At 67.4% G+C, this 11948-nt stretch carries 12 protein-coding genes and 1 pseudogene; 7 read left to right on the top strand and 6 right to left on the bottom strand.

All coding sequences use genetic code 11. The annotated features are described in order from the left end of the window. Positions 1-141: 141 nt before the first annotated feature. The 5 genes and pseudogenes from WK25_RS26680 (at position 142) to WK25_RS26700 (ending at position 4111) form a co-directional block, all read left to right on the top strand. Positions 142-942 carry a transporter substrate-binding domain-containing protein gene (locus WK25_RS26680; RefSeq protein WP_040140486.1) on the top strand — a complete coding sequence of 267 codons (801 nt, stop codon included), beginning with the start codon at positions 142-144 and terminating at the stop codon, positions 940-942. A gap of 82 nt (positions 943-1024) precedes the next feature. Further along, complete coding sequence (locus tag WK25_RS26685; RefSeq protein WP_040140488.1) at positions 1025-1684, top strand: amino acid ABC transporter permease; 660 nt, start codon at positions 1025-1027, stop codon at positions 1682-1684. A gap of 44 nt (positions 1685-1728) precedes the next feature. Next, a complete protein-coding gene (locus tag WK25_RS26690; RefSeq protein WP_040141246.1) occupies positions 1729-2454 on the top strand; it encodes an amino acid ABC transporter ATP-binding protein in 726 nt (241 codons plus the stop codon). A gap of 47 nt (positions 2455-2501) precedes the next feature. Continuing rightward, positions 2502-3689, top strand: a pseudogene (gene metC, locus WK25_RS26695) (cystathionine beta-lyase). A 77-nt stretch (positions 3690-3766) separates the two neighbouring features. Then, the gene (locus WK25_RS26700) at positions 3767-4111 is read left to right on the top strand and encodes a DUF3088 domain-containing protein (RefSeq protein WP_069243197.1); all 345 of its coding nucleotides are present in this window, start codon (positions 3767-3769) and stop codon (positions 4109-4111) included. A gap of 86 nt (positions 4112-4197) precedes the next feature. Here the strand turns inward: WK25_RS26700 and WK25_RS26705 are convergent, their stop codons facing one another. Further along, positions 4198-5085 (bottom strand): DMT family transporter, encoded by an 888-nt coding sequence (locus WK25_RS26705; RefSeq protein WP_069243198.1) that lies wholly within the window; start codon positions 5083-5085, stop codon positions 4198-4200. A 125-nt stretch (positions 5086-5210) separates the two neighbouring features. On the opposite strand from WK25_RS26705, the gene WK25_RS26710 reads away from it, so the two are divergent. Further along, a complete protein-coding gene (locus WK25_RS26710) occupies positions 5211-6668 on the top strand; it encodes a PLP-dependent aminotransferase family protein (RefSeq protein WP_069243199.1) in 1458 nt (485 codons plus the stop codon). A gap of 43 nt (positions 6669-6711) precedes the next feature. On the opposite strand, the gene WK25_RS26715 is transcribed toward WK25_RS26710, so the two are convergent. Both WK25_RS26715 and WK25_RS26720 read right to left on the bottom strand, forming a co-directional pair. Continuing rightward, positions 6712-8145: a nicotinate phosphoribosyltransferase gene (locus WK25_RS26715; protein WP_059544382.1), complete on the bottom strand. Its 1434-nt coding sequence runs from the start codon at positions 8143-8145 to the stop codon at positions 6712-6714. A 74-nt stretch (positions 8146-8219) separates the two neighbouring features. After that, positions 8220-9260 carry a bifunctional nicotinamide-nucleotide adenylyltransferase/Nudix hydroxylase gene (locus WK25_RS26720; RefSeq protein ID WP_040140498.1) on the bottom strand — a complete coding sequence of 347 codons (1041 nt, stop codon included), beginning with the start codon at positions 9258-9260 and terminating at the stop codon, positions 8220-8222. Between the two features lie 181 nt (positions 9261-9441). On the opposite strand from WK25_RS26720, the gene WK25_RS26725 reads away from it, so the two are divergent. Next, entirely contained in the window at positions 9442-9894 is a 453-nt protein-coding gene (locus WK25_RS26725) for an SRPBCC family protein (RefSeq protein WP_069243200.1), read from the top strand. 7 nt (positions 9895-9901) lie between these two features. On the opposite strand, the gene speD is transcribed toward WK25_RS26725, so the two are convergent. Genes speD through WK25_RS26735 form a run of 3 tightly spaced genes read right to left on the bottom strand, consistent with a single transcriptional unit; the run spans position 9902 to position 11942 of the window. After that, complete coding sequence (gene speD / locus WK25_RS26730; RefSeq protein ID WP_069243201.1) at positions 9902-10279, bottom strand: adenosylmethionine decarboxylase; 378 nt, start codon at positions 10277-10279, stop codon at positions 9902-9904. Further along, complete coding sequence (locus WK25_RS31885) at positions 10276-10422, bottom strand: hypothetical protein (protein ID WP_167432680.1); 147 nt, start codon at positions 10420-10422, stop codon at positions 10276-10278. The genes speD and WK25_RS31885 overlap by 4 nt, the downstream gene beginning before the upstream one ends. Beyond that, positions 10422-11942, bottom strand: a complete 1521-nt coding sequence (locus WK25_RS26735; protein WP_069243202.1) for a DUF4178 domain-containing protein — start codon at positions 11940-11942, stop codon at positions 10422-10424. The genes WK25_RS31885 and WK25_RS26735 overlap by 1 nt, the downstream gene beginning before the upstream one ends. Positions 11943-11948 lie beyond the last annotated feature (6 nt).

The raw sequence follows: 11948 nt of genomic DNA on the forward strand, positions 1-11948 counted from the left end.
GCTCGCGCCGTCTCTCGCCGCACTATCCCGCGCCGCATCTGCCGCGGCCCGCTTCCCGCCCACGGCGACCGCCCGTCGCCGCGGACGCGTGCACCCCGATTTTTCGACAACGACGTTTCGACAACAAACCAGGAGACAACCATGAAGCCGTTCACGCCGACGCTCAAGCAAGGCCTCGCCGCCGTCCTTCTTTGCGTGGCAGCGACCGCATCGCACGCGGCCGACCTGCTCGACACGGTCAAGCAGGCCGGCGTCCTCAAGATCGCGCTCGAAGGCACATACCCGCCGTTCGACTATCGCAATGCCGACGGGCAGCTCGAAGGGTTCGACGTCGACGTCGCGAAGGCGGTTGCCGCGAAGCTCGGCGTGAAGCCGCAGTTCGTGACGACCGAATGGAGCGGGATCCTTGCCGGGCTGCAGGCCGGCAAGTTCGACGTGATCGTCAACCAGGTCGCGATCACACCGTCGCGCCAGCAGGCGCTCGACTTCAGCACGCCGTACGTGTATTCGTCCGCGCAGCTGCTGCAACGCCAGAACGACACGCGTGCGTTCAAGTCGCTCGACGAGCTGAAGGGCAAGAAGGTCGGCGTGACGATGGGCAGCAACTACGTCGATCTCGTGAAGACGGTGCCTGCAATCGATCTGCAGGTCTATCCGGGCACGCCGGAGAACCTGCGCGATCTCGCGGCGGGCCGGATCGACGCGGCGGTCAACGATCGCCTGATGCTCGCCTACCTGATCAAAAACTCGCATCTGCCGCTGCGCCCCGGCTCCGTGCTCGCCGGCGGCGAAGACAAGATGGGCATTCCGTTCCGCAAGGGCAATCCGAAGTTCGCGAAGGCCATCGACGACGCAGTCGCGTCGTTGCAGCAGGACGGCACGCTGAAGAAGATCTCGATGCAGTGGTTCGGATCGGACACGACGCGGCCCGTCGCGCAATAACGCAGCCGCCGCGCCCGCGCGCGGGCCGGCGTGCAACCAGCCGACACCGAGCGGCACACGACACATACCCAGGAGACACGCGATGGAAGCATTCGATCTCGTCATTCATACGCTGCCCGTCATGGTGAAGGGCGCGCTGTTCACGCTGAAGTTCGCGGTGGCGTCGATGGCGCTCGGCCTCGTCGTCGGGCTCGTGGTCGCGATCATGCGGATCGGCAGCAACCGGTTCGCATCCGGCCTCGCGCAGGGCTACGTGAGCCTGATGCGCGGCACGCCGCTGCTCGTGCAGATGTTCGTCGTCTACTACGGGCTGCCCGATCTCGGCATTACGCTCGATCCGACAACGGCCGGCATCTTCACGCTGACGCTCAACGCCGGCGCGTATCTGTCCGAAAGCATGCGCGGCGCGATCCTGGGCATCGGCCGCGGGCAATGGGCGGCCGCGCACAGCCTCGGCCTCACGCACGTGCAGACGCTGCGCTACATCGTCTGTCCTCAGGCGTTGCGCCTTGCGGTGCCGAGCCTCGGCAACACGCTCGTCAGCCTGATCAAGGACACGTCGCTCGTGTCGGTGATCACGGTCACCGAGCTGCTGCGCTCGACGCAGGAAGTGATCGCCGCGACGTTCCAGCCGCTGCCGCTGTACCTCGCAGCCGCCGCGATCTACTGGGTACTGAGCACGCTGCTCACGCGACTGCAGGGCCGTGTCGAGACGCGCCTCGCGTTGCCGTCCGCGCATTGAGCATGCTCGCGCCAGTCAACCCGAACCTTCATCACGGACACACCATGATTACGCTCGACAACGTTTCCAAGTGGTATGGCAAGCATCAGGTCCTTTCCGAATGCAGCGCGGCGGTCTCGAAAGGCGAAGTGGTCGTCGTCTGCGGGCCGTCGGGCTCCGGCAAGTCGACGCTGATCAAGACGATCAACGGCCTCGAGCCGTTCCAGAAAGGCAGCATCGTCGTCGACGGGATGCGGCTCGGCGATCCGGCCGCGAAACTCGCGCAGCTGCGCGCACGCGTGGGCATGGTGTTCCAGCATTTCGAGCTGTTCCCGCACCTGTCGATCACCGACAACCTGACGCTCGCGCAGGTGAAGGTGCTCGGCCGCCGCAAGGACGAAGCAACCGACAATGCGATCGCGCTGCTCGATCGCGTCGGCCTGAAGGCCCATGCGCACAAGTATCCGGGGCAGCTGTCCGGCGGCCAGCAGCAACGCGTCGCGATTGCACGCGCGCTGTCGATGAACCCGGTCGCGATGCTGTTCGACGAGCCGACGTCCGCGCTCGACCCCGAGATGATCAACGAAGTGCTGGACGTGATGGTCGAGCTCGCGCGCGACGGGATGACGATGATATGCGTCACGCACGAAATGGGTTTCGCGAGGAAGGTCGCGCACCGCGTGATCTTCATGGACCAGGGCGCAGTGGTCGAGGATGCGGCGAGCGACGCATTCTTCGCCGCGCCGCGCTCCGAACGCGCTCGCGACTTCCTCGACAAGATCCTGCACTGACCGCAACGGCTTCGCTCCGCTTCGACCGACTTTCAAAGGACGCCATCTTGAACCACCTGCATTCGACCGACACCCTGCTCGCTCACGAAGGCCGCTCGCACGGCCAGCCCGGCTCCCCGGTGAATCCGCCCGTCTATCGCCAGTCGACGCTGCTCTTTCACGGCGCCGACGCGCTCGACGCGGTGCGCGGCACGCCGCTCGCATACGGGCGCCACGGCAGCCCGACCACGCGCGCGCTCGAAAAGGCGCTAGCCCGCCTCGAAGGCGCGCACGCCGCGCTGCTGACGCCGAGCGGCCTCAGTGCGATCACGACCGCGCTGCTCGCGGTGCTGAATCCGGGCGACCATCTGCTGATGGCAGACTCGGTGTACGACCCGACCCGCTCGTTCTGCGACGAGACGCTCGCGCGCCTCGGCATCGAGACGACCTACTACGATCCGTCGCTCGGCGCCGGCATCGCGCCGCTGATGCGGCCCGACACGCGCGCGGTCTTTACCGAATCGCCGGGCTCGCTGACCTTCGAAGTGCAGGACATTCCCGCGATCTGCCGCGTCGCGCACGAGCACGACGCGGCCGTGCTGCTCGACAACACGTGGGGCACGCCGCTGAATTTCCGCTCGTTCTCGCACGGCGTCGACGTATCGATTCACGCGGCGACCAAATACATCGCCGGCCACTCCGACGTGCTGATGGGGGCGATCCTGACGACCGAAGCGCTCGCGCAGAAGGTCACGCGCTGCTATCGGCAGCTCGGCATGACCGTCAGCGCAGACGATGCGTATCTCGCGCTGCGCGGGCTGCGCACGCTGTCGGTGCGGCTGGAGCGGCATCAGCGCAATGCGCACGTGCTGACCGACTGGCTTGCGCAGCAACCGGAAGTCGCGCAGATCCTGTATCCGGCGCGGCCCGGCGATGCCGGCTACCTGCTGTGGCAGCGCGACTTCACTGGCGCGTGCGGCCTGTTCGGCCTCGTGCTGCATCCACAGCCGGACGATGCGGTGCGCGCGCTGCTCGACGGCATGACGTGCTTCGGGATGGGCTACAGCTAGGGCGGTTTCGAAAGCCTCATCATCCCGTCGAATCCGTCGCGCCATCGAAGCGCGACGCAATGGACCGCGCCCGGCCCGCTGCTGCGCATTCATGCCGGGCTCGAGCATCCGGACGACATGATCGCCGATCTCGCCGCGGGCTTCGCGAGAATGCGCGCTGCCGCAGCCGCGCTCGCCGAAGCCTGAAACCGGGCAACGCGGCGCACGCGGCTGCGCACCACGATTTTCCTCAACGTTCGACCACTCCTGATAGCGAGACAAGCATGAAAGACACGCTGTTTATTCTGCGCCCCGGCTTTTTCAAGGACGCCGAAGGTCCGTACTATTGCGGCGACTCGGTTGCCGTCGAAGGGCTGCTGAGCTTTTATCCGCAGTTGCGCGACGCGGTCGCGGTAGAGTACGTCGACGCACCGCGGCCGCGGCGGCCTATCGTCGCGCTGATCGGCGAGGACAACCAGTCGGCGCCGGTGCTCGTCCTCGGCGACGGCCGCGCGCCGAACGATGACACGATCGCGATCCGCGAACACAACGGCCGCCGCTTCATCGACTCGCCCTACGATATCCGCCGCTATTTGTCGTCGCAGTACGGTGTCGCGCACGTCGCGTAAAGCCGCGCGCGCCGGCTGTCGATCTGTGCCGGCGGACGAGGCGTGCGGCCCGCGCACCGTCCGCCGCGCACGCGTGCGCACGCGCATCAGCTCGTGCGCGTCGCGGGCGCCATCCTCGAAAAGTACTTCGCACCGGCCACGCAGCCGACCACGATCAACGTGACGACGAGCATCGACGACGGCACCGCCTCGTGCAGCAGCCCGGCCGCGAGCAGGAAGCCGAAGAACGGTTGCAGCAGTTGCAACTGGCCGACGCCCGCGATCCCGCCGAGCGCGAGGCCGCGATACCAGAACACGAAACCGATCAGCATGCTGAACAGCGACACGTACGCGAGCCCCCACAGCGGCGCCGCGTCGATGCCGTCGAACGTAGCCGGCCACGTGAACCATGTGAGCGGCAGCATCAGCGGCAGCGACAGCACGAGCGCCCACGAGATGACCTGCCAGCCGCCGAGCTTGCGCGACAGGCGGGCGCCTTCCGCATAGCCGAGCCCGCATGCGACGATCGCGGCGAGCATCAGCGCATCGCCGAGCCCCGACGCGCCGCCGCCGTTGCGCAGTGCAAATGCGGCCACCGCGCCGCTGCCGGCCAGCGAGAAGATCCAGAACGGCAAGCGCGGCCGCTCGCCGCCGCGCCACACGCCGAACAATGCGGTCGCGAGCGGCAGCAACCCGACGAACACGATCGCATGCGCGGACGTCACGTGCTTCAGCGCAAGCGCCGTCAGCAGCGGAAATCCGACCACGACGCCGAGCGCGACGACGACGAGCGACGACGTCTCGGCACGCGTCGGCCGCTTCTGCTTCAACGCGACGAGCAGCATCAGCCCGAGCACGCCGGCGATCGTCGCACGCGCGAACGTGAGGAACAGCGGGTCGAGCCCTTGCACCGCGACGCGCGTCGCGGGCAACGAGCCACTGAAGATGATCACGCCCAGCAAGCCGCTGAGCCATCCGTCGGTCGTCTTTTGCACGGGAAATCCTGGTCGGAAAAAGTGGATGACCGATGATCCGCCCGGCGCGAAAAGCGCGTAAGCTACACCCCAATACAATCCGGACAAACTGTACTGGACAACCGGCCGTACAGTTCCTTTCAGCGATGAGCCGTTCCGTGCAAACCCCCGCTCCGCCCACGGCGTCGCGCACGCGCGTGGAAACCGTGATGGATACGCTGCGTGCGCGCATCGCGAGCCGCGCGCTGATGCCCGGTGCGCGCGTGCCGTCGATCCGGATGATGGCCGACGCGCTGCGCGTGTCGAAGTCGACCGTCGTCGACGCGTACGAGCGACTCGCGAGCGAAGGCGCGCTCGTAGCACGGCGCGGCTCGGGCTTCTATGTGTCGGGCCATGCGCCGCCGCTCGCGCTCGCGGAGCTGGGCCCGCGCCTTGACCGCGAACTCGATCCGCTGTGGCTGTCGCGCCAGTCGCTCGAAGCGGCGCCCAGCTCGGTCAAGCCCGGCTGCGGGTGGCTGCCGCCGTCGTGGTTGCCGGACGAGAGCCTGCGCCGCGCGCTGCGCGCGGTATCGCGCGACGAGCCGGATGCGCTGACCGACTACGCGACGCCGCTCGGGCTGCCCGCGCTGCGCCAACAGCTCGCATGGCGCCTCGCACAACACGGCATCCACGCGGAACCCGCGCAAATCATGCTGACCGACGGCGGCACGCATGCGCTCGATCTCGTGTGCCGGCTGCTGCTCGAACCGGGTGACACCGTCGTGCTCGACGATCCGTGTTACTTCAACTTCCAGGCGCTGCTGCGCGCGCATCGCGCGCGGATCGTCAGCGTGCCGTACACGCCGACCGGCCCGGATCTCGCACGCTTCGAACAGGTGCTCGCCGAACACCGGCCACGCCTGTACATCACCAACGCGGCGCTGCACAACCCGACCGGCGCGACGCTCGCGCCGCCCGTTGCGCATCGGCTGCTGACGCTCGCAGCGCAGCACGGGTTGCTGATCGTCGAGGACGACATCTTCGCGGATTTCGAGAGCACACCCGCGCCGCGGTTGGCGGCGTTCGACGGGTTGTCGCGCGTGGTGTCGATCGGCAGCTTCTCGAAGACGCTGTCGGCCGCAATTCGCTGCGGCTATGTCGCCGCGCGGCCCGAGTGGATCGACGCGCTCGTCGACCTGAAGCTCGCGACGTCGTTCGGCAATGCGCAGATCGGCGCGAATGTCGTACACCGGCTGCTGGTCGACGGCACGTACCGGCGTCATCTCGACGGTTTGCGTGCGCAACTGGCCGATGCGATGGGCGAAACGATCCGCCGGCTCGTGCGGGCGGGCCTCGGCATCTGGACGGAACCGCGCGGCGGCTTGTTCGTGTGGGCGACGTTGCCGGACGGGCTCGATGCGGCGCGGGTCGCGCGCCATGCACTCGCCGACGACGTGGTGCTCGCGCCCGGCGATGTGTTCAGTGCGTCGCGCAGCGCGACGTCGTTCATGCGCTTCAACGTATCGCGCTGCAAGGGGCCGGCGGTGTTCGATGCGCTGGCGCGGGCGATGGACGCGGCGCGGGCCGCAGAACGCAGCGGATCCCCGCTCGCCGGCGCACGATGACGCCCGAAGGCGTCGGGGCGCATGTACGCCCCGACGCCGGCACTCATTTCTCGCCCGCGTGCGCTCTCGCGCGCACGTCGGCGAGCGTCGCATCGACGAGCAAGCGCCCGGTGTCGAATACCGTCTCGAGCGCATCGTCCCACTCGCTCTCGAGCGCCCTATCGTCCCATGCGACCGGCAGCGCCACCGTCCGATACTCGCCGGTGCGCCGATTGCGCAGCAACGTCAACCGCCCCTTCTTCGAACGCTTGCCCCGATCGGTGACCGGATCCTTGCTGACGTCGTGCCATGCGTCGCCGCGCCGGATCGCCGAACACTTCATCGCGAAGCGTTGCGTATCGCGATTGACCCGCTGCAGCAGCGCGCCGCCCATTCCGAACACGACGTTGCCCGCCGCATAGCCCGCGTCGTCGAGCGCGACGAGAATCGCCTCGATCGACTGCTCGTCGACACCGTCGCCCTGGATCACGCGCACGTGGTTCAATACGCGGCGCCCCTTCCCGTTCACGGTGGAGCCGAACGACGCGTCGAGCGCACGGATGGTCTGCAGCACGATCGTCACCGGGTCGCCCGAATCCGGACGCACGACGAGCGTCGCACCGGAATCGATCACCGCCTGACGCAGCGGGCCGCCCCACATGTCGAGCGCGGCGAGCAAATCGTAGGAATCCGACACGACAGACACGATCGCACCGGGCAGACCGAAACGGCCGATCATGTTCCGATACGCATCGGCTTCGTGCTCGCGCCCCCACGACGTGATCGTGCTGTGCTCGGCCGCCGGCACCGAATACGCGGCCATCGGCTCGCGATAGAAGCGGTTCGCGGCGAGCACGCCGAGCACCGTGTCCGAACCCATGAAGCTCACGAGGTGTGCCGCGCCGCCGATCGCAGCCGACTCCGCGCTCGACACGCCGCGCGCGCCGAAGTCGTGCAGCTTGAACGGCAACTGCGCGAGATCGTCGTCGGTCTTTTCGAGGAAGCGGCGAATCGTCTGCCGCAGGTGCCAGCTGCGCGTCGCAACTGTCACCGGGTACCACACGCGCAGCAGCATCGTCTCCAGATACGACGCGAGCCAGAACACCTTCGGATCGTCGCATTCGACGGTCATCAGCACGTTGTGCACGGGCACCACCGAACCTTCGGGCACCGCGCGAATCTTCACGGGCAGGTAGCCGTCGTAACGGTCGACGATATGGCGCCAGCCGTCCTCGTGGAACGGCTCGCCGTGCACCGCGAAGAAATCGCGCGCTTCATCGATCATCGCGTGCGTGATGGGCCGGCACAGGTACTCTTTCAGCAGCATCTGCAGGCCGAAGAACAGCGTGCGGTCGTAGCGTCCGCCGCGCGATTCGACGTACGAGAACATCGCCTGCGCGTCGGGCGGATATTGAAGGAAGTGGGACGCCTTGTACGAATCCGTGTTGAGGATCGGATTGGCGAGAACCGCGGCAAAGCCGCCGGGATCGTTTTGCATGGCTAGAGCTCCTCTAGGCCGTTGACGCGCCGCCGCGTCTGTCGCGGCGGACCGGAATCCGGGGAATCAGCGGATCACAGCTTCCCCAGGAAGTGATACGCGATCTCGAAGTGATCTTCGAACATCACGTTGCGCATCTGCGCGAATTCATTGAGCGGCACCCAGCGCGCCTTGTCGGCGTCGTCGCTGCCCTTCACGCGCGGCAACTCGCCGGTGGGGAAATTGAACAGGCACGCGTGCGTGATCGTGCGGCCGCGCAGCGAGCGGGCCGGGTGATCGAACACCTGGCGATCCTTGATCGAGCCGCGCAGCACGGGCTCCGGCAACTTCAGGCCGGTTTCCTCGCGCAGCTCGCGGATGCACGCCGCGTCGAGTCGTTCGTCCTGGTTCACGAAGCCGCCCGGCAGCGCCCACAGCCCGCGACCGGGTTCGCTGCGCCGGCGCACGAGCAGGATATGGCCAGAGTGCACGACCACCGCATCGACCGTCACGAACGTGACCGGATACGGCGCGGCCGACCAGGCCTTGCGATAGCCCGCGATGAACTCGGCTTCGGCCTTCAGCTGCGCGAACTCCGGCTGCGTGCGAAAGCGTTCGAGCCAGCCGAACACGGGTTCGGGCACTGCCCATTGCACGAAGCTGTTGGGGCGTTCGGCGAAGTATTGATCGCGGATTTCGGTGGCGGAAATGTCTTCCGTCGCATCGACGTCGACGAGTTCCCATTGCGGAAACATCCGCAGGTAGTACGACGTTGCGTCCTTCTCGTGGCCGATCAGCCCCACCTTGCGCTGCGCGACGTCGCCGAGCGCGGCGGCCACGGCATCCTGCACCCAGCGCACCCAGTCGCCGTCGTTGTACGTCGAATCCTGCACGGGGGCGACCGTCACGCGCTCGCGCTCGGACGGCTCGAGCAGCGAAGCCAGCATCTGGCGACGTTCGTCGAACGAGAACGGGTCCTTGATGGTGCGGGGCTTGTCGGTCGAACCGATCAGCACGCACACGCGATCGGCGCGGCTCAGTGCGGACTTCAGCACATTCAGGTGGCCACGATGCGGAGGCTGGAAACGACCGATGAAGACGAGCGCGTCGAAGCGCCGGTTCTGTTGCGTACTCATGAGGCTCCCTCAAGAGATTGAAACGCTTCGGGTCTTTCCCGAAGGCATGGAACCGATCGTAGGGGAATTCCCGGAGAAGGTCAATCGAGCATGTACTCGACTTGACGAAGTCTGACGGAATACCGGATTTTGGCGCGTTACACTCGATTCCATCCCAATCCAGGCCGTCGCGCGCGCCATCATGAGGATCTCAGCCAGCCGGATCGTCGGCGTCGATCGAAGACGCCTCTTCACGTGGTCGCAAGACTACGCGCGGCGGCTCGTGTGGGACAGCTTCCTCACCGACGCCTATCTGCTCGACGGAATGGCCGCCGACGTCGGCGTCGATGCGTTCTGCCGCAGCCAGTCGGGCGCGACGATGGTGTCGCGCTACATCGCGTATCGCCCGCCGCAGGTCGCGGCCGTGGAAATGGTCGACGGGCCGAGGGTGCTCGAACGCTTCAGCGGCTGCTGGAATTTCACCGAACGCGCGCCGGGCACGACCGAAGTCAAGTTCACCTATCAGTTCCGCGCGCAGCCGGCATGGCTGCGCTGGCTGCTCGAACCGCTGATCGGCGCGTTCTACCTTGTGCACACGCGCCGGCGTCTGGATTCGTTCAAGCGCTGGGCCGAATCCGAAGCGCTGCCGCACTGAGCGCCGCTCACGCGAAGCCGCGCGCGACCTGCTGCCGGACCTGCGCGTGCGCGCCGAGCGCGGCCGCGATCGCGTCGACCGCATCGGCCGCGCGCGCGGCGCCGCACATGAACGCGTCGACAGCCGCGAAACCGTGCTCGGGCCACGTGTGAATCGTAATGTGCGACTCCGCGAGCAGCACGACGCCCGTTACTCCGTGTTCGCCGCCGAAGTGGTGGAAATGTGCGCCGATCACATGCGCGCCGGCCCGCTGCGCGGCGCCGGCGACGATCGCCTCGAGCCGGGCGGCATCGCGCAGCAATGCCGCGGCGATGCCGGCGAGATCGGCCAGCACGTGCGAGCCGAGCGTCGTGCGCGGCGGAGCGAGACTGTCACGCGCGGTCATTTGTGCGACCCGTACGACGAGTAGCCGCTGCGCGCGGATGAACTGCCCCACCCGGCGCCGCCCGAGCCGCTGCCGCCGAGCGACGTGCAACTGAACAGCGTGACGACGATCAGCCCGTAGAGTCCGTACAGGATGTGGCGCATTACGCGTTACCCCCGTCCGAGGCGAAGCGCTTCCACAGCCACTCGGGCAGCCACAGCACGAGCAGGCCGATCAGCACGTAGACGGAGCGGCCGCTGAACGAGAACAGCGACCCGATGTTGAAAATCACCAGCATCGCGCTGAACACGAGCGGCAGCGGCGCGAAACTGTTCGGGTATTTCGCGTCGAACAGGCCGGTCGCCGTCCCGGCCGAGCCCGTTGCGGGCGCAACTGATGCGGCCGCAAGCGCCGGCGTGCCGAAGCGTTCCGCGAGCGCGCCCGCCGACAACGGCTGCGCGCGCGACCACACGATCTCGGCTGCGCTGCGCTCGCGCGTAAGTTTGTCCTTCTGCCAGCCATAATCGACGATCGACGTGCGGTCGCCGACCTGCACGCGCCAGTTGAACGCGCCGACCACGTACACGACTTCCGCGTCGTATGCTTCGCGCAGCCGATAGGTCTTGCCGCCGTCGGTCACATCGGACTCGCCGCCGATCGTCGGCCAGTGATCGAGTACCTGCACGCGCTCCCAGCGCCCTTCGCTGTGCACGAGCCACAGAAAACCGCGCGTCGGATTCAGCAGCAGGTATTCATCCCACGTGTCGTCATCGCCCGGCACGCGGCAACGCATCATGCCGATCACCGTGTACTTCACGCCGTCGAACGTGCCGGCCGCGCCGAGTTCGAGCGCGCCCTTCACCGTATCGAGCTTGCGCTGCGCGGCGAACACGGTCTGCTGCTCGGCCGTGCACTGCACGCCCGCGTGACAACTGCCGCACACGACATAGTCGGCCACGTTCGGCGCATACGACAGCGGGGCGCCGCAGCTCGGACACGCGAACGGCACCATCTCCGCACCGCGCTTCTCGCGCGTATCGCTCGCGGCATCGCGCAGCCCCGTGAACGCGAGCGCATCGAACTGGAGCGCCTCGCCCGCGTAGACGGCCGGGCGCCCTCCATTCGCGGCGGCATCCGAATAGTCGTACGTCGCGAACGCATTGCCGGTGCGCATGTCGGCTACGCGCGCTTCCCACCCCGCATCGACGCGGAACGGCAGTTCGCCGTCGCCGCCCGTGCAGCGCGCGGTACGCACGTCCGACACGAGATACGCGCGCCCGCCATGGTCGATTCGCATGCCGGGCTCGAGCGCATTGAACGCCGGCCACGTCGCGCCGATCGTATCGTCAGGCTCGCGCACCGTGATCGCGTACTGGCCCGACGCGTCGGACAGCCAGCCGAATGCGCCGTCGTCGAACACGACGTACCACTCGCTCCATGCGCCGGCGTCGTACGTCATCTGGATGCGGCCGAGCACGGTGAACGTGCGGGCGCCGTAGCGGCCGGCCGTGCCGATCTGGATCGGCGATGCGTCGTCGAGCACCGTCGCCAGCTCGCCGATGCGCTCGACGTCCGCGTCGCGCTTGAGCAGCGTGCTGCGGCAGAACGCGCAGACGGCCATCACCGCTGCCGCCGAGCGAAACTCGACAGGCGCGCCGCACTGGGGGCACGAAGTACTGAACATGCGCAA

The organism is Burkholderia latens (genome assembly GCF_001718795.1).
Lineage (GTDB): Bacteria > Pseudomonadota > Gammaproteobacteria > Burkholderiales > Burkholderiaceae > Burkholderia > Burkholderia latens_A.